The 17,613-nt window shown below is 68.7% G+C and carries 16 protein-coding genes; 8 read left to right on the top strand and 8 right to left on the bottom strand.

Annotated features, from left to right (window positions below):
* Nucleotide 1 precedes the first annotated feature (1 nt).
* Nucleotides 2-1,321: an ergothioneine biosynthesis protein EgtB gene (egtB, locus tag GSQ87_RS08515; protein WP_254062829.1), complete on the top strand. Its 1,320-nt coding sequence runs from the start codon at nt 2-4 to the stop codon at nt 1,319-1,321.
* A gap of 25 nt (nt 1,322-1,346) precedes the next feature.
* On the opposite strand, the gene GSQ87_RS08510 is transcribed toward egtB, so the two are convergent.
* The gene (locus GSQ87_RS08510) at nt 1,347-1,556 is read right to left on the bottom strand and encodes a general stress protein (RefSeq protein ID WP_158915063.1); all 210 of its coding nucleotides are present in this window, start codon (nt 1,554-1,556) and stop codon (nt 1,347-1,349) included.
* Between the two features lie 235 nt (nt 1,557-1,791).
* Here GSQ87_RS08510 and GSQ87_RS08505 point away from each other — a divergent pair, with 235 nt between their 5' ends.
* From GSQ87_RS08505 to GSQ87_RS08495, 3 genes are all read left to right on the top strand, one after another.
* A complete protein-coding gene (locus GSQ87_RS08505) occupies nt 1,792-2,406 on the top strand; it encodes a DUF1345 domain-containing protein (protein ID WP_254063123.1) in 615 nt (204 codons plus the stop codon).
* Between the two features lie 190 nt (nt 2,407-2,596).
* The gene (locus GSQ87_RS08500) at nt 2,597-3,379 is read left to right on the top strand and encodes a response regulator (protein WP_158915061.1); all 783 of its coding nucleotides are present in this window, start codon (nt 2,597-2,599) and stop codon (nt 3,377-3,379) included.
* Nucleotides 3,380-3,489: 110 nt separating this feature from the next.
* Complete coding sequence (locus tag GSQ87_RS08495) at nt 3,490-3,795, top strand: hypothetical protein (protein ID WP_158915060.1); 306 nt, start codon at nt 3,490-3,492, stop codon at nt 3,793-3,795.
* A gap of 6 nt (nt 3,796-3,801) precedes the next feature.
* Here GSQ87_RS08495 and GSQ87_RS08490 read toward each other — a convergent pair whose 3' ends face one another.
* The 4 genes from GSQ87_RS08490 to GSQ87_RS08475 all read right to left on the bottom strand — a co-directional run bounded on the left by GSQ87_RS08490 (nt 3,802) and on the right by GSQ87_RS08475 (nt 8,426).
* Complete coding sequence (locus GSQ87_RS08490; protein ID WP_158915059.1) at nt 3,802-4,536, bottom strand: hypothetical protein; 735 nt, start codon at nt 4,534-4,536, stop codon at nt 3,802-3,804.
* A gap of 39 nt (nt 4,537-4,575) precedes the next feature.
* Nucleotides 4,576-5,865 carry an ATP-binding protein gene (locus GSQ87_RS08485; RefSeq protein ID WP_371416662.1) on the bottom strand — a complete coding sequence of 430 codons (1,290 nt, stop codon included), beginning with the start codon at nt 5,863-5,865 and terminating at the stop codon, nt 4,576-4,578.
* Nucleotides 5,866-5,936: 71 nt separating this feature from the next.
* A complete protein-coding gene (locus GSQ87_RS08480) occupies nt 5,937-6,701 on the bottom strand; it encodes a response regulator (RefSeq protein ID WP_158917468.1) in 765 nt (254 codons plus the stop codon).
* Between the two features lie 75 nt (nt 6,702-6,776).
* The gene (locus GSQ87_RS08475; RefSeq protein ID WP_158915057.1) at nt 6,777-8,426 is read right to left on the bottom strand and encodes an amino acid permease; all 1,650 of its coding nucleotides are present in this window, start codon (nt 8,424-8,426) and stop codon (nt 6,777-6,779) included.
* 124 nt (nt 8,427-8,550) lie between these two features.
* Here GSQ87_RS08475 and hrpB point away from each other — a divergent pair, with 124 nt between their 5' ends.
* On the top strand, nt 8,551-11,001 hold the full coding sequence (gene hrpB / locus GSQ87_RS08470) for an ATP-dependent helicase HrpB (protein ID WP_158915056.1): 2,451 nt from the start codon (nt 8,551-8,553) through the stop codon (nt 10,999-11,001).
* A 47-nt stretch (nt 11,002-11,048) separates the two neighbouring features.
* Here the strand turns inward: hrpB and GSQ87_RS08465 are convergent, their stop codons facing one another.
* A complete protein-coding gene (locus GSQ87_RS08465; RefSeq protein WP_216839138.1) occupies nt 11,049-11,840 on the bottom strand; it encodes an RNA methyltransferase in 792 nt (263 codons plus the stop codon).
* A gap of 2 nt (nt 11,841-11,842) precedes the next feature.
* Nucleotides 11,843-12,769 (bottom strand): class I SAM-dependent methyltransferase, encoded by a 927-nt coding sequence (locus tag GSQ87_RS08460; protein WP_371416661.1) that lies wholly within the window; start codon nt 12,767-12,769, stop codon nt 11,843-11,845.
* An 85-nt stretch (nt 12,770-12,854) separates the two neighbouring features.
* Here GSQ87_RS08460 and GSQ87_RS08455 point away from each other — a divergent pair, with 85 nt between their 5' ends.
* On the top strand, nt 12,855-13,838 hold the full coding sequence (locus GSQ87_RS08455; protein ID WP_158915055.1) for a threonine/serine dehydratase: 984 nt from the start codon (nt 12,855-12,857) through the stop codon (nt 13,836-13,838).
* 5 nt (nt 13,839-13,843) lie between these two features.
* Here GSQ87_RS08455 and GSQ87_RS08450 read toward each other — a convergent pair whose 3' ends face one another.
* Complete coding sequence (locus tag GSQ87_RS08450; protein WP_254062828.1) at nt 13,844-16,078, bottom strand: lytic transglycosylase domain-containing protein; 2,235 nt, start codon at nt 16,076-16,078, stop codon at nt 13,844-13,846.
* A gap of 171 nt (nt 16,079-16,249) precedes the next feature.
* On the opposite strand from GSQ87_RS08450, the gene dapA reads away from it, so the two are divergent.
* Nucleotides 16,250-17,146 (top strand): 4-hydroxy-tetrahydrodipicolinate synthase, encoded by an 897-nt coding sequence (dapA, locus tag GSQ87_RS08445; protein ID WP_158915054.1) that lies wholly within the window; start codon nt 16,250-16,252, stop codon nt 17,144-17,146.
* Nucleotides 17,143-17,613 (top strand): SsrA-binding protein SmpB, encoded by a 471-nt coding sequence (gene smpB / locus GSQ87_RS08440; protein WP_158915053.1) that lies wholly within the window; start codon nt 17,143-17,145, stop codon nt 17,611-17,613. The genes dapA and smpB overlap by 4 nt, the downstream gene beginning before the upstream one ends.

Genomic DNA, 17,613 nt, shown 5'->3' with positions numbered 1-17,613 from the left:
GATGACCGAACGATCTTCCGTGGTCGAAATGTTCGCCGAGGACGCCACTGGCGACGCGCCGGAGCCCGCGTCGCCGGCAAAGGCGCGCCGCGAGCTGTTGGAGCGGTTCGTCGAGGTGCGTCGCGGGTCCGAACGCCTGGCCGCGCCTTTGTCGGCGGAGGACCAGCTGGCCCAATCCATGCCGGACGCCAGCCCGACCAAATGGCATCTGGCCCATACGACCTGGTTCTTCGAGACCTTCATCCTCAAGCCGCGCGGCTATGCGGCCTTCGATCCGGCCTTCGGCTATCTGTTCAACTCCTACTACGAGGCGCTCGGCGCCCGGCAGCCGCGCCCCGAGCGCGGACTGTTGACGCGCCCGTCGAGCGCGGAAGTGATGGCCTATCGCCGTCACGTGGACGCCGCCATGATCGAGTTGCTCGACCGCCCGAGCGTCGATCCCGAGCTTGCCGAACTGGTCGTGCTGGGCTTCGCCCACGAGGAGCAGCACCAGGAGCTGATCCTGATGGATATCCAGCACCTGTTCGCCCAGAACGTCCTGCGGCCCGCCTATCAGACAGGTCCGGCGGCCAAGGCCACGCAAGGGGCGGTCAGCGCCGCGCCGACATTCATCGAACGGCCGGGCGGGTTGGTGGAGATCGGCCATCACGGGGATGGTTTTGTCTTCGACAACGAGCGCCCAAGTCACCTGGTCCATCTCGCACCGCATCGCTTGGCCAACCGGTTGGCGACGAACGCGGAATGGCAGGCCTTCATGATGGACGGCGGTTACGGACGTCCCGAGCTGTGGCTGTCGGACGGTTGGGCTTGCGCGCGGACCAACGAATGGGAGGCGCCGCTCTATTGGGAACGGAAGGCGGCCGCCTGGTGGCGCTTCAGCCTGAACGGCATGGCCGAGGTCGAGCCCGACGCCCCGGTGGTCCACGTAAGCTATTACGAAGCCGACGCCTTCGCCCGCTGGAGCGGCCGGCGTCTGCCGACGGAAGCCGAGTGGGAGGCGGCCGCGCACGACGCGCGCCGTCCCGGCGCCTTTCTGGACGACGGCCAGTTCGAACCTCAGCCGTGCACGAACGGCGACGGCTTGGCCCAGATGTTCGGGGATGTGTGGGAATGGACCGCCAGTCCCTACACCGGCTATCCTGGGTATCGACCGGCCGAGGGCGCGGTGGGCGAATACAACGGCAAGTTCATGATCAACCAGATGGTGCTGCGCGGCGGAAGCTGTTTCACGCCGCGTCGCCATGTCCGCGCAACCTACAGGAACTTCTTCGCGCCCCACCAGCGCTGGCAGGCGGCGGGAGTGCGGCTGGCGGACGACTGAACGTCCGCCGCCTCAGGCCGGCGTCCTAGACAGGACGACGGCGTGCGCCTTGCGAAGCTTCCCCGCCCTTGCGACCGGCGGCGGCCGCCAGTTCACGGTCCTGGGAAAAACTGCGCTTTTCGTGCGGGACGCTCTCACCGCCCTTGCGGGCGATCTCACGTTGCTTGGCTCTATCCATGGAGGCGAAGCCACGGTTCGACTTACCGCCTTGTCGGCCTTCCACTTGCTGCGTCATCGGGGACTACCTTTGCGCGTTAGGTTCGAACTTAGCCGATAACAGCCCTCGCCAGCCTGGAGTTCCGCCAATGTTTCATTCCGGACGTTTCATCTAACGAACGATCCGACCTGGCGGCCCTTGCACGTGGCGCCGTTGACGCCGAACCTGTCTGATCGTTGAACCGGGAGTCGCCATGCTTATCGAGGGGTTCAGCCGGTTCATCCGCTTTCGATGGCGTGCGCTATTGGCCGGCGTGGTCGGCGTTCCGGTGGGGTTTGCGGCCTGTCGGATGGGGCTGCTGCCGGGAGCGTCCGCATTGGTCGGCTGGCTCACGGCGGCTACGATCTATCTCGTACCGACCTGGCGCATGTTCCTCTTCGACGACGAAGCCATGGTGCGCACCAGGGCGGGGCGCGAGGATGAGACCCTGGTCGTGATGACCGGCGTCATCCTGCTCGCCATCGCCGCAAGCCTCTGCGCCATCGTCGTCGCCCTGCACGAGAGCAAGACCAAGTCCCACGGCCATTCGATCATGCCCGCCCTGCTGTCCGGCGGGACCCTGGTCTCAGGCTGGCTGGTGATGCAGTCGCTGTTCACGCTTCACTACGCACACAGATATTTCGGGGATCGGGATGGCGACGGCAGCGCCGACAAGGGGATAGATTTTCCCGGCGATCCGCCGCGCACCTATCGGGATTTTATCTATGTAGCGATCTGTATCGGCGCGACATTTCAAGTTTCGGATTTCAACATCACCCACGCTCGATTTCGAAATCTTATCACCGTCCACGCCGCAATCGCGTTTTTCTTCAATACGATGGTGCTGGCGTTTGGCATCAACATCCTGGGCGGTCTCGTGGGTCAGTAGGCCACTGCGGCGGTTTGCGCCGTAAACGTTGTCAGCCCATCGGCCTATGCTGGCGCGACCGGCTGGCCGATGGGCTGTTTACGGGATTGGAACCTTGGAGTTTTGGCGTCGTTCCGATGCCGTCGAAGGCAGGCCCAGCCTCGTCGACGGCAGAAACCTCGGTCAGGACACGGAGGGCGAAGGAAGGTCCATGCCGAGGCAGATCGGCCGACAAGCCCCGTATCTTCGCCGCTACGCCCGAGCCTTGACCGGTTCGCAGGGCGACGGCGACGCCCTGGTGCAGGCGACGATGGAGCGTCTGCTGGCCGGCACGTTCGCGCTCGGCCGCGACATGCCGGTGCGCCCGTCGCTTTACGCCGCCCTGCACGTGACGTGGTTGGAGACCAGCCGTCCCAGCGCCATGCCGATCAGCGGCCTGGTCGCCGATGAGCGCCTCCAGACCCTTACCCAGGACGAGCGCGCCGCCTTGCTGCTCGTCGCCATGGAGGGGTTCACCCTTTCGGAAGCGGCCTTGATCCTGGGCGTCGACGATCGCGAACTGTCGGATCGGTTGGACGGGGCGGAGAACACGCTTCAGCGCCAGCTCGCCACCGACGTCCTGATCATCGAGGACGAGCCGATCATCGGCCTGGATTTGACGCGGCTGACGCGCGAGCTCGGCCATCGCGTCAGCGGGGTCGCGGCGACGCGGACCGAGGCGGTGGCCCTCGCCGAACAGACCCGCCCGGGGCTGGTCCTTGCGGATATCCGCCTGGCCGACGGTTCCAGCGGCATGGACGCGGCGGCGGACATCCTCGAGAGCTTCGACATCCCGGTGATCTTCATCACCGCCTTTCCCGAGCACTTGCTGACGGGCGATCGGCCGGAACCTGCCTTCCTGATCACCAAACCGTTCAGGGAAGAGGCGGTGAAGGCCCTGATCGGTCAGGCTCTGTTCTTCCACAGACCACAGACGCTGCAAGCGAACGTCTGAGCTGCTAGGGTGGCGGTCTTGGCGGCGTCATGCGTCGTCGGGCCGCGCCCCCGGAACCCCGCAGGGCCGCAGGTGTTTCCACATCTCGAGCCTTGCCATTGGAGCGGTTCATGACTGAAGCGAGCGTTGGACAACAGGTGGAAGACGCCAAGGCCACGGCCGAAGCTGAAGCCGAAAAGGCCGCCAACAACGTCGCCGGGACGGCGGAGCAGGTGAAGAAGGTCGTGGTCGAAAAGGCTGGCGTCGCCAAGGAATGGGCCGGCGACCGGGCCGGCGTGGCGCGCGACTGGGCCCTGGATCAGAGCGACGTCATCCGCGACACGGTCCAGACCAAACCGTTCATCTCGGTCGGTGTATCGGCGGCCTCCGCCTTTGCCGCTGGACTGGTGCTGGGCGTGCTGCTCACCCGCAACTAAGCCCGATCAGGGCTGAGGCGGCGCGGCGTGCTTTTGTTTGGCGCGCCGCTCGATTTCCTTTTGCACCGGTGTCTTGGGCAGCTTCGCCAGGGTCAAGTAGCCGACCTCCTTGGGATCGAGCAGGTCAAACCGGCGATCCGCCGTATCTACGAATTGCTTCAGCGTGATGCGGCCGTTGAATTCCGTGTCGGCGGCGGCGACGGGTTCCGGCTCGTTCAGCAGGGAGAACAGTCCCGCGCCCTGTATCCCCGTGCCGCTCGCCGGACCCGGCTGGCGCGGCGCGCGATAGCCCTTGCGGCTTGAACGATCCGTGTCCTGATTGCGCTGATCCGTACCTAGCGGAAGCGAGGTATCTGCACCCTCGTCGGCCTTCAGTCGACCGAGATTGGGCAGGATTTCAGGCGCCACCGACTCCTCGTACCGCCCCACCTCATCGCCATCGAGAACACCGTCGTGGTTGAGGTCGAGCGTCTTGAAGAAGGCGGCGGCGTCCTGGCGGAATTCCTCGCGCGTCAGCCGGCCGTCATGGTTGGCGTCAGCTTCGGCGAACCAGGCCCCGACCGGATAGGGCGCGCCGTTGGGGGCGTGGAATGGCTTGCCCTCGGGACTGATGAACACGTTGGGCAAGGGGCCCTGGGGGCCGCGTCCGCCCCCGCCGTGACCGGCTCCGTCCGAGGCGCAGGCGCTGAGCGCGCCCAGAGCAAGGATCGAGGCCAGGACCGAGAAGGGCGTGCGCGTCATAGGGGCATTTGACCCGTCCCGAGCCGCAATGCAATCGCCTCAGAGGGGCAGGCGCGCCCGCGCCCGCAAGCCACCCTCGAGACGGTTTTCCAGCGTGGCGTCTCCGCCATGCGCGCGCGAAACCGAGCGCACCACCGCCAGGCCCAGACCGGCGCCGCCGGTCTGGCGGCTCCGTGACGGCTCGCCGCGATAGAAGGGCTCGAACACCTGTTCGCTTTCCTGTGCGGGAATGCCGGGCCCATTGTCGTCGACCTCGATCACAGCGCAGGCGTTCTCGATATAGACGCGGGCGCGGGCGCGGGTCCCGAACTTCACCGCATTGTCGAGCAGGTTGCTGACCAGCCGGCGCAGTGCGATCGGGTCGGCGTCGATCACCACGGGGGCGCTGCTTTCGGCGGTCACATCGAGGCCGGTTTCGGCCATCTCGTCGGCGATGCTCTCCACCAGCGACACCAGTTCCAGCCGCTGCCGTTCGCCGGGGTGGCTGGCGTCGCGCACGAAGGCCAGGGTCGCCGAGATCATCGCGTCCATCTGGTCGATATCGGCGGTCATCTTCTGGCGGACGCCCTCCGGCGCGCTTTCGACCCGGAAGCGCAGGCGGGTCAATGGCGTGCGCAGGTCATGGGCGACCGCGCCGACCATGGCTGTCCGATCCTCGACGTAGCGGCGCAGGCGATCCTGCATGTCGTTGAAGGCGCTGACCGCCTGGGTCACTTCCAGCGGTCCATCCAGCTTCAGGGGCGCCGCGCCCGGATCGCGACCGAGGCGTTCGGCCGCCGCTGCGAACGCCGATATCGGCCGCGCCAGGCGGCGGGCGATCAGATAGGCGGCCGGCGACAAGGCGAGCGCACAGAGCACGAACCAGAGGAAGATGCGGATTTGCCAGGGGCTGGGAAATCCCTCCCTCGGCGTCACCACCAGCCACCGGCCGTCCGGCTGATGGATGGCCACCTTGAACGGCGAGGGCAGGATATGGTCGTCGCGCGAGAAACCCTGGCGGAACAGGCGCGGCGACCTGCCGAAGCGGCGAGGGGGATGGGGGAGGCTCCAGCGCACGGGCTCGTTGCTGACCACGACGTCGGCGGGACCCAGGTTGAAGTGGTGCTGGAGGTCCTGCGAGGCCTCGCGGGCGAAGCGGCCGAGGTAGAAGGCGTCCGGGGGCGTGGAGGTGTGATAGGTGGCCAAGGGTACGCCGTCGCGCGACACCACCGTTGCGCCCTGCAGAGCCTGGATGATCTCGCTCACCCGATAGATGTTTGGCGGCGGCGGCGGCAGGTTGAGAATGATGCCGATATTGATCGCCTGTGCGGCCAGCAGGCTGAGCAGCACGAGGACAGCGAGCTGAACGAACAGAGGCGCCCTCAGTGGCGCGCGCGGGCGTTTAACCCGCAGGCCGGGCATCACCTTCGCGAGACCCGCGCCATGAACATATAGCCCTCGTTGCGCACGGTGCGGATCAGTTCGCTGCCGCCGCCGTCGTCCAGCTTACGCCGCAGGCGGCTGATCTGCACGTCGATCGCGCGGTCATAGGCGTCGCTGTCGGGACCCCGGGCGAAGTCAAGCAGTTGGTCACGCGTCAGCACCCGCTGCGGGCGTTCGACGAAAGCCCGGAGCAGGGAGAACTCCCCCCCGGACAGGTTGACGATCACCCCGTCGGGCGTGCGCAGCTCGCGACGCACCAGGTCGAGGCGCCAGCCGGCGAATTCGCATTGCGCGCCGAGGTCCGATTCGCTCCCCCGCGGTTCGCCGCGACGACGCAGCACCGCGCGCACCCGCGCCAACAGCTCGCGCGGATTGCAGGGCTTGGGCAGGTAGTCGTCGGCGCCCAACTCCAGGCCCACGATCCGGTCGGTCTCCTCGCCCATGGCGCTGAGCATGATCACCGCCGGCGCGTCCGGACCTCCGCCCGACAGCCGCCGGCAGATGTGCAGGCCGTCTTCGCCGGGCAACATCACGTCGAGCACGATCAGGTCGGCGGTCTTCACCGCCAGGGCCCGGTTGAGGCCGGCGGCGTCGGCCGCCGTCTCCACGTCGAAGCCGTGCCGGGTCAGGAATTCGGAAACTACATCGCGGATGCCGGGGTCGTCGTCTACCACGATGATCCGGCCCGGGTGAGACTCTTCCATTTCGGTCGCGTCAGACGCGTCTTGTACGGCGAGGTTCATCCATCTTGGATGCAGGACGATGGTGTCGCCTGGATGTCTGGTCGGAAACATGTGTGTCTGACCGCATACCCTAGCCTATCTATTCAGCGGGTCCCCGTGGCCGGGCGCAAAAGCTTCTTCCGGACCCGGACCGGTGTCGAGGATGTCGATCCCCTTGGCCAGCTTCGAATTGCCATAACCATAACCGATGTAGATCGCCGCTCCAATCAGGCAGTAGACCACCAGGATGGTGAGCGGCAGAGGATCGCCGGACAGCGCCTTCTGGACCATGGGCAGCAGGTTGAAAACGGCCAGAGCCATGCACGAGATGATCCCGAGCACCGCCGTGGTCACGCCGCCTGGCGCGCGGAAGGGCCGGTTCAGCTCCGGATGCTTCTTGCGCAGGTAGATCACCGACAGGCAGACGATCGCGAAGGCCAGGGCGGTGCCCAGCGACACCAGATCGCTCAGCAGGTCGATCGGCAGGAAGGCGGCGGCCACCGCGATCAGCACGCCCAGCAGCAGGGTGCCGATCCAGGGCGTGCGGAACCGGGGATGGATGGTGGCGAACACCTTGGGCAGGAGGCCGTCGCGGGCCATGGTGTAGAAGATGCGGGTCTGGGCGTAGAACAGCACCAGCATCACCGACGACAGGCCGGTGACCGCGCCGAGCTTGATCGCCAGTGACACCAGGTTGAGCTGGTGGCTGGCGTTCGCGGCATAGGGGATGGCGGCCCAGGTGGGGTTCATCCGGTCGATCGCCACCGCGATGGGGTCGGGCACGCCCAGCTGCTTGAACGGCACCACGCCGGTCATCACCGCCGCCACCGCCATGTAGATCAGGGTGCAGATGAACAGCGAACCCAGGATGCCGATCGGCACGTCCTTGCTGGGGTTCTTCGACTCCGCCGCCGCCGTCGACACAGCTTCGAAGCCCACATAGGCGAAGAAGATGATCGCGCCGCCGCGCAGCACGCCGCTCCAGCCGAAGGCGCCGAACTCCCCGGTGGTGTTCTTGGGCAGGAAGGGATGCCAGTTGGCGGGGTTTATGTAGTTGACGCCGATGACCACGAAGGCCAGCAGCACCAGCGATTTGATCACTACGATGACGTTGTTGACCTTGGCCGACTCGCTGACGCCGAGCATCAGCAGGCCGGTCACCGCCAGGATGCCGACGGCGGCCACGATGTTGAGCGTGCCGGTCGGCTGGAAGCTGATGTGGCCAAGCGCGTTGGGCAGGGCCTGGATCAGCGGCGTGGCGAACGCCGGCGCGGCCTGTCCGCCGACCACGATGCTGGGAAAGTCGATCCCCAGGTCGTGCAGCAGCGACACGACATAGCCCGCCCAAGCCACCGCGACCGTGGAGGCCGCGACGCCGTACTCCAGCACCAGCAGCCAGCCCATGATCCAGGCGGCGACCTCGCCCAGCGTGCCGTAGGCGTAGGTGTAGGCCGATCCGGAGACGGGCATGGTGGCGGACAGCTCTGCGTAACAGAGACCTGCTAGCCCGCAGGCGATCCCGGCGACCACGAAGGACAGCAGGATCGCCGGACCGGCGTTGGCCGACGCCACCTGACCCGTCAATACGAAGATGCCCGCGCCGATGATGGCGCCGACGCCCAGGCTCACCAGGTTGAAGGCGCCCAGCGTACGCTTCAGGTCGTGATGGGCGGCTTCGGCCTGAATCTGGGCGATCGACTTCTTTAGGACGAGCCGATTTCCTCGGCCCGCGGCGTCCCATGCCATCCTGGATTCCCTCGAACGCCGAAGCCGTCTGGTGATGTATTCGTCCGAGGTTAGACAGGCTATTCCATGCGCGCAACGGGATGCGGCATTGCGCTGCCCTCGATGCTCGCTTAGCGCAAAAATCATGCTCCCGATCGAAGATGTCCTCGACCCGCTCCGCCAGGCGCTCGCCCGGCGCGAGGCCGCGGTGCTGGTGGCGCCGCCCGGCGCCGGCAAGACCACCCGCGTTCCCCTGGCCCTGATCGGCGAGCCCTGGGTCCGGGGCGGCAAGCTGATCGTGCTTGAGCCCCGGCGGTTGGCGGCCAGGGCGGCGGCGACACGGATGGCTGCGACGCTCGGCGAGGAGGTCGGCCGCACCGTGGGCTATCGCGTGCGGATGCAGTCGCGGGTGTCGCGCGACACCCGCATCGAGGTGGTCACCGAGGGGGTGTTCACCCGGATGATCCTCGACGACCCGGCGCTGGAAGGCGTGGCCGCGGTCCTGTTCGACGAGTTCCACGAGCGCAGCCTCGACGCCGATCTGGGGCTGGCCCTGGCGCGCGACGCCCAGGCGGTGCTGCGGGACGACCTCAAGCTGCTGATCATGTCGGCGACGCTCGACGGCGCGCGCATATCGGCCCTGCTGGACGACGCCCCGATCATCGAGAGCCAGGGTCGCGCCCATGCGGTGGAGACGCGCTATCTCGGCCGCGATCCTGCGATGCGCGTGGAGGATCAGGCGGCGCGCGCGGTCCGCGCGGCGCTTGGCGAGGAAACCGGCTCGATCCTGGTATTCCTGCCGGGTGCAGCCGAGATCCGGCGCACGGAGACCCTGCTGAACGAGCGGCTGGGCGGGCGGGACGACATCGCGGTGACGCCGCTCTACGGCGCCCTGGCCCCCGAGGTGCAGGACCGCGCCATCGCGCCTTCGCCGCCCGGCAAGCGCAAGGTGGTGCTGGCCACCTCCATCGCCGAGACCAGCCTGACCATCGAGGGCGTGCGGGTGGTGATCGACGCCGGCCTGTCGCGGGTCCCGCGCTATGATCCGTCGAGCGGGCTGACCCGGCTGCAGACCGTGCGGGTGAGCCGCGCGGCGGCCGACCAGCGGCGGGGCCGGGCGGGGCGCACCGAGCCCGGCGTCTGCTACCGCCTGTGGGACGAGGCGGAGACCCGCGCCCTGGTCCCGTTCGGCCGTCCGGAAATCCTGGACAGCGACCTGTCCGGTTTCGCGCTCGACCTGGCCACCTGGGGGGCGAGGGATGCGGCGAACCTGGCCCTGCTCGATTCGCCGCCGGCAGGAGCCTTCGCCGAAGCGCGAGCCCTGTTGGGTCGCCTGGGTGCGCTGGACGTCAGCGGCGACCTGACCGTCCACGGGCGCCGCCTCGCGCGCTTGCCGCTGCCGCCGAGGCTGGCGCACCTGGTGATCGAAGGAACGCGTCGGGGCGTCGGCCCGCGCGCGGCGCGGATCGCGGCGGTGCTGAGCGAGCGCGGCCTGGGCGGCGACGGGACGGACCTGACCGAAAAGCTGCAACGCTTCGCCGCCGACCGCAGCCCACGCACCCGCGACGCAAACGCCCTGGTCGAGCGCTGGACCCGGTTAGCGCAGGGCGGCGAGGTTGCGCGGCAAGACACCGGCGACGGCCTGCTGCTGGCCTTGGCCTATCCCGAGCGCATCGCCCAGGCGCGCGGCGCGCCGGGTGAGTTCGCCCTGGCGAGCGGGCGGGGCGTACGCCTCGATCCCACCGACCGGCTGGCGCGCGAGCCTTGGTTGGCGGTCGGCGAGCTTGGCGGAGGCGATCGCCGTGACCGCGTGCTGCTGGCCGTCCCGCTCAGCCTGGAAGAGATCGAGGAAGCCTTCTCCGACCAGATCGAGACCACGACGGACGTCGAGGTGGACGCCGGCGGTCGCGTCGCGGTCCGCCGCACCAGACGGCTCGGCGCCTTGAAGCTGGAGACCCGGCGGATCGAGCGTCCTGCCGCCGACGTGCTTCGCGACGCTCTGATCGGCCATGTCCGCAACGTCGGTCTGGAGAGCCTGCCGTGGGGAGAGACGGTCCAGCGTCTACGCGCGCGGGTCGGTTTCGTGCGGGCAGGCGAAGGCGAGGTCTGGCCGGACCTGAGCGACGCGGGCCTGTTGGCGACGCTCGATCAATGGCTGGGACCGGTGCTGGAGGGACGCAATACGCTCGCCCAGGCCCCACCCGCCGAGCTGGATGCAGCGGTACGGGGCCTGATCCCCTACGACCTGCAGCGCCGGCTGGACGTGGAAGCGCCCGAGCGCTTCGTCGCCCCGACCGGGACGGGGGCCGCGATCGACTATGGGGCGGAAGGCGGCCCTCGGGTGGAGGTGCGGGTGCAGGAGTTGTTCGGCCTGGCCGAGCACCCCACCATCGGCCGCAGCCGCACGCCGCTCACCCTGGCCCTGTTGTCGCCCGCGCGCCGGCCGGTCCAGGTCACGCGCGACCTGCCGGGGTTCTGGCAGGGATCGTGGAAGGCGGTGCGCGCCGATATGCGAGGGCGCTATCCACGCCATCCCTGGCCGGAAGATCCCTTGTCCGCGCCCCCCACGACGCGCGCCAAGCCGCGCGGAACGTGAGGGGAAGACCGACGGCCAATACACCTACGAGCGCGGTCTAAAGCCGCTCACCCCGTCGCGGCGTAGATCATGATCCCCGTCGCCACCGACAGGTTCAGGCTGTCGGCCCGGCCGCGCATCGGGATCTTCACCGCCACGTCGCAGGCCTGGGCCAGTTCCGGCGGGAGCCCCGCCTGTTCGTTGCCCATCAGGATCAGGCTCGGGCGCTGATAATCCGCCGCGCGGTAATCGGTCGTGGCGGTGAGCAGGGTGCCGACCACCGAGCCCGGCCAGCGCGCGCGCCACGCCAGGAACTCCGGCACGCTGGCCCGAAAGATCGGGGTGGCGAAGATGGAGCCCATGGTCGCGCGCACCGCCTCAACCGAGAACGGATCGCAGCAGTCGCCGACCAGGATCACCCCGCCGCAGCCCGCCGCATCCGCCGTGCGCACGATGGTCCCCAGATTGCCCGGATCGCGCACCGCCTGCAGCGCCACCCAGCAACTGGCCTGCGCGGGGTCCAGCGTTTCGAGCGAGCGGAACATCTGCTCGAACACCGCCACCACGGTCTGGGGATTGTCGCGGCGCGAGACCTTCTCCAGCACGTCGCGAGTGACCTCGACCACCTCGCCGCCGGCCTCGCGGGTGGCGGCGGCGACCCGGCGGAACACCGGATGGTCGGCGTCGGGACCGTGCATCAACGCCTTGGGTCGATGGCCAAGGTCCACCGCCTCGGTGACAATCTTCAGGCCCTCCGCCAGGAACAGGCCGCTGGCCTCGCGGTCCTTGCGCAGGTGCAGGCTGCGGGCGAGCTTGACCAGGGGGTTGGCCAGCGAGGTGATGCGGCGGTCGTCGCCCACGCTCAGCTCCGCCGCCAGCGGGCGAAGAAGGACAGGCCGATCTCGCGCCGCTCCGCTGGGTGGCCATCTTCGCACAGAGCCAGTTCGCCCCAATCCAGTTCCCCGCCACGTGGGCCCAGCGCCTCGGCCAGCAGGTGCGCCAGCGATAGGCCGGAGATGCGCGCCGCATAGCCGTTCAGCAGCAGGAAGTCCGCGTCGTCGGACAGCAGGGCGGCGCACAGGCGCGCCAGTTCCGGCAGGTCCTCGAACAGCCGCCAGACCTCGCCGGTCGGACCACGCCCGTACTTGGGCGGGTCGAGGATGATCCCCTGATATTTGGAGCCGCGATTGACCTCGCGCTGCACATAGCGACGCGCGTCCTCGCAGATCCAGCGCACGGGCCGATCCGCCAAGCCGGAAAGGGCGGCGTTGTCGCGCGCCCAGCCGACCGATTTCTTGGAGGCGTCCACATGGGTCACCGCCGCCCCGGCCGCCGCGCAGACCAGGCTGGCCACGCCGGTATAACCGAACAGGTTCAGCACCTTGGGCTGATTATCTAAGGTGCGGACCCTCTGGTCGAGCCAGGCCCAGTTGGCGGCCTGCTCGGGGAAGAAGGCCAGGTGGCGGAAGCTGGTCAGGCGCGCCTGGAAGCGCGCCTCGCCCCAGGACAGCGGCCAGCTCTCGTCCAGCTTGCGGTTCATCCGCCAGCGGCCAGCGTCCTCCTCGTCGGCGGGGTCGAAGATCGCGTCGGCGGTGTCCCAGCGTTCGGGCGGTAGGCGCGGCTTCCACAGGCATTGCGGCTCGGGGCGGACCACCGTGGTCTGCCCATAGCGCTCCAGCTTGCGGCCGTCGCCGCTGTCGAGCAGGGCGTAGTCGGCCCAGGGCTCGGTGCGCAGGACGATGGGTTCGGGCGCCAGCTTGGGCGCGGGGAGGGCGAGGATATTGCTCACCCGCGCGCTCTAGCGCCCAATGCGGGCGGGCGCTACCCGCGACGGAGTCTGGACGTGTGGCCGGACGTTATGCGACGGGGAAAACATGAGCACGATCCAAGCCCCCACCTTCGCCGATGTGGAAGACGCCGCCGCCCGCCTGAAAGGCCATGCGGTGCTGACCCCGCTGATCCGTTCCGAAGCGCTCGACGCGGCGGTGGGCGGGCGGGTGTTCGTCAAGGCCGAGGTGCTGCAGCGCACCGGCTCGTTCAAATTCCGCGGCGCCTACAATCGCCTCAGCCGGCTCACGGACGCCGAGCGCAAGCACGGGATGGTGGCGTTCTCTTCGGGCAATCACGCCCAGGGCGTGGCGGCGGCGGCGGGGCTGGTCGGCTGTCCGGCGGTGATCGTGATGCCGTCCGATGCGCCGGTGATCAAGGTGGAGTCCACCCGCGCGCTCGGGGCCGAGGTGGTGTTCTACGACCGCTTCACCGAGAGTCGCGAAGCCATCGCCGAGCGGATCGCCGGGGAGCGCGGCGCGGTGGTTGTCCCGTCCTACGACGACCCCTTCATCATCGCCGGCCAGGGCACCGCGGGGCTGGAGGCCGCGCGGCAGCTCGAGGCCGCTGGCGCTCGCGCCGACGTGCTGCTGTGCCCGGTCTCAGGCGGTGGCCTGTTGGCGGGGATTGGACTGGCGTTCGAGGCGCTGTCGCCGCAGACGCGGCTCTACAGCGTCGAGCCGGAAGGTTTCGACGACCATGCCCGCAGCCTCAAGGCGGGCGAGCGGGTCGAGAACGCCGCCGGCGGCCGCAGCCTTTGCGACGCCTTGCTGGCCTCGACACCGGGCGAGATCACCTTTGCCATCAACGGACGCCGCCTGTCGGGTGGGGTGGCCGTGAGCGATGCGGAGGCCCTGGCGGCCATGGCCTTCGCCTTCCGTCACCTGAAGCTGGTGATCGAGCCGGGCGGGGCCACCGCCCTGGCGGCCCTGCTTTGCGGGCGGGTGAAGCTGGACGGCGGCGTGGCGGTGGTGATCGCGTCCGGCGGCAACGTCGATCCGGCCGTCTATGTGCGGGCTATCGGCGGCTAGGCCGCTCAGCGCATCAGGTTGCCGTCCATCGGCGCTGACGGGGTGGTTGGCGCCATGGAAGCGCCGGCGCTTCCCGCATAGCCGGGGAGGACCGGATGGGGCGTCGGCGTGTAGCCTGTCGGCGCCGTTGCGCTCCAGCCGCCGCGCTTCAGGTCGGTGGCGATGGTCAGCGGGGCGGAGCCGCCGTGCAGGCGGGCGCGGTAGACCTGCGTCGCCTCCATCACCCGCATGACGTAGTCGCGGGTCTCGGAGAAAGGGATGCACTCGATGAAGTCGGCGGCGTCCGTGCCGCCGTTGCGCGGGTCGCCACAGGAGGTGATCCATTGGGGCGGTCGGCCCGGCCCGGCGTTGTAGGCCGCCGTCGCCAGCACATAGGAGCCGCTGAACTCGTCGGTCAGCTGGCCGAGGAAGGTCGCGCCCAGCTTCATGTTGTAGTCGGCGTCGTCCAGGCGCGAGGGCGAATAGTCGATCCCCGCACGCCGCGCGACCACCGAGGCGGTCGAGGGCATCAGCTGCATCATGCCCCGCGCGCCGACGCCGGAGTGGGCGTAGGGGTCGAAGCTGCTTTCCTGGCGGGTGATGGCGAAGATGAAGGCCGGCTCCGGCAGGCCGTAGCCCATCGGCGCCATGCGCACCGGATAGCCGCGCTCGGGCAGCACGATTCCCCGCGAGGCGGCCGATCTCACCACCCGCATCGACAGGGATTGATCGCCGTACATGCGCACCAGGTCGACCAGCAGGCCCAGTTCGGCGGGGGTGTCGATGTCCTCTTCCGTGGCCATGGCGAAGGCGGCCATCAGCGGCCGGTCGCCGGCGTCGCCGACCATGCGCAACGCCTTGACCACGCCGCGCGCCTCGAAGCGGGCGCGATCGGCGGCGGTGGCGACGGGGTCGACCCCCAGGTTCAGCGACGTCTGGCCGATCTTGGCGGCCGAGAGCTGGCCGTAGAAGACGGTGCCGTACTTGGCGCCGTCGGACCATAGCAGGCGCGCATCCACCACATCGCCCTTGGCCTCCGCCGCCCGGCCGCGCCAGTAATAGCCGCGCGCGAGGCTGATCGGGGTGGTGACCCCGGCCTGCAGCTTGACGAAGTGCTGTTCGGCCAGATCGGCGTTCTTGAGCTTGGTCAGGGCGATCCAGCCGGCGAAGAACTGGGCCTCGGCCGCGTCCTGGCCCGGTTGCAGTCCAGCGTCGGCCGCCGCCGCATAGGCGCCTTTGTAGTCCTGGCTCTGCAGCGCGGCGTACATCAGCGCGCGCCGTTCCTTCCAGATCTCCTTGGTCACCTCCGGCTGTTCCGGCGTGGCGGTCGGGAAGTCGCGCACCAGGCCGGCGGCCAGGGCCTCGAGGTTGTGCTTGCGGAAATAGTGGGCGCGGTCGAAGGCCAGATCCGGGCTGTTCTGCAGCGTCAGGGGCAGCTGGCTGAACAGCAGGGACGCGTCGCTGCGCTCGGTATGGAAGGCGATGCGCGCCTGGGCCAGGGCCTGCTGGTCCGTCGAGACCAGGGGCAGGAGCTGATGCACCTCGGGACCGGCCGGGCTGTAGAGCAGCATCTCCAGCCGGGCGGCGTGGTCGTCGGGCGTCAGAAAGATCCCGAATCGCCCAAGCATGGCCGACTGGCTATCGGCGTCGAACGCGTGGTTGCGCCAAGCGTGCTTGATCAGGGCCTGGGCGTCGGCCTGCCGGCCCGCCGACTGATAGGCGGAGGCCAGCGCGATCGTCCCTTGGCCGGTTTCCGGATCGCGGCCCTGGAACAGGTCGATCACCTGTTGGGGCGGCAGGGCGGTGGTGGCCAGGGCCTTCTCCAACGCCGCACGAAGGCGGGCCGGGCGAGGAAATCCCTCCAGGTCGCGCATGGCGCTGACCAGGGTGTAGTAGTCGAGTTCCGATCCCGCCGAATCCACCATGGCCCAGGTGACCAGTTTTTGGGCGGTTGGGTTGGCCAGGCCGCTGCGCAGGGCCGTCGCGCGTGTAACGTCGCCGGCGCGAGCCGCCTGTAGGGCGGAGCGCAGGGTGACGGCGTCCTGCTCGGACAGGCTGCTGGACAGGGCGACATAGGGCGTGGCCCCGACGACCGGCGAATAGGGAAGCGCGGGCGCAGTTCCGGGGACGACGTCCGGCGAGGTCTGCGCGACGGCGCCGGTGCACACCCCCGCCAGCAATACGGCGGCCAGAACCCGCAACCGCACGATCATGCGGCCTTGGGGCGTACGATCCGGGGGCGAGGACACGCCAGCCGTCATGGCTTTGCTCCTAAACACGACCGCGAACCCAGCCATGCGCGAGACCGCTGTTGCGGGCAAGCGTTAGGGGCGGATATTCTACGAGTGAAATTGTCATACCCTTAACTGTGTCGGAACGGGCGCGCTCTGCGCCCGCTACAGATCGCCAAAGCGCGGAAATTGGTCCCTTTCATGCCACAGCCATTGTTCAGGGGCGTCCTCACCGCCCTGGTCACCCCTTTCCGCGACGGCGCCGTGGACGAGGCGGCGTTCAGATCCCTTGTGAAGCGCCAGATCGAGCGGGGCGTGCACGGCCTGGTGCCGGTCGGCACCACCGGCGAGACCGCGACCTTGAGCCACGCCGAGCACAAGCGCGTGGTCGAGCTGTGCATCGAAGAAGCGGCCGGTCGTGTCCCGGTGATCGCCGGTTGCGGCTCCAACGCCACCGCCGAGGCCATCGACCTGATGCGTCACGCCAAGGCGGTCGGCGCCCACGGGGCCCTGGTGGTCACGCCCTATTACAACCGGCCCAGCCAGGAAGGGCTGTATCGCCACTATGCAGCGCTCAACGACGCCGTGGAGCTGCCGATCCTGGTCTACAACGTGCCGAGCCGAACGGCGGGGGACATCTCCAACGAGACCTTGGCCCGGCTGGCCAAGCTGCCGAATATTGTTGGTGTCAAGGACGCCACCGGCGACCTCGCGCGCGCCAGCTTGATGCGGCTGATGTGCGGCGAGGACTTCGTCATGCTGTCGGGCGACGATCCCACAGCACTTGGCTACATCGCCCACGGTGGGCATGGCTGCATCTCGGTGACCTCCAACGTCATGCCCGGGTCCTGCGCCAAGATGGTGGAGGCGGCCCTCGCCGGCGATTTCGCCGGCGCCCTGGTCTGGCAGGACAAGCTGATCCGGCTGCACAAGGCGCTGTTCCTCGACGCCTCGCCCTCGCCGACCAAGTTCGCGCTCGCCAAGCTCGGCCTGTGCGGGGAAGAGGTGCGTTTGCCGTTGGTTCCCTGCGCCGACGCGGTGAAGCCCGCCATCCTGGACGCCCTGCACGCAGCCGGCATCGAGGTCCCGCTCTCGTGACCGCCGAACCACAGGCTCAAAAGCTGATCGCGGAGAACCGCCGCGCGCGATACGACTATTTCATCGAGGAGAGCCTGGAAGCGGGACTGTCGCTGACCGGCTCGGAGGTGAAGTCCCTGCGCCTGGGCCGCGCCAACGTGGCCGAAGCCTATGCGGCGGTGGAGGGGCGCGAGATCGTGCTCATCAACTCCTATATTCCCGAATACCCCGCCGCCAGCCGCTTCAACCACGAGCCTCGGCGCCCGCGGAAGCTGTTGTTGCATCGCAAGCAGATCAACCGGCTGATCGGGGCGGTCAACCGCGACGGCCGCACCATCATCCCGATGCGGCTCTATTGGAACGAGAAGGGACTGGCCAAGCTGGAGCTGGCGGTGGCCAAGGGCAAGAAGGCGCATGACAAGCGCGAGGCCCAGGCCGACCGCGACTGGCAGCGCGACAAGGCCCGGCTGATGCGCGACAAGGGCTGA

Origin of the sequence: Caulobacter sp. S45, from assembly GCF_009765965.1 — a bacterium.
In the GTDB taxonomy this organism is placed as follows: domain Bacteria; phylum Pseudomonadota; class Alphaproteobacteria; order Caulobacterales; family Caulobacteraceae; genus CAHJWH01.
The sequence above is the reverse complement of the archived record's forward strand: the minus strand, read 5'-3'. Positions and strand labels throughout refer to the sequence as shown.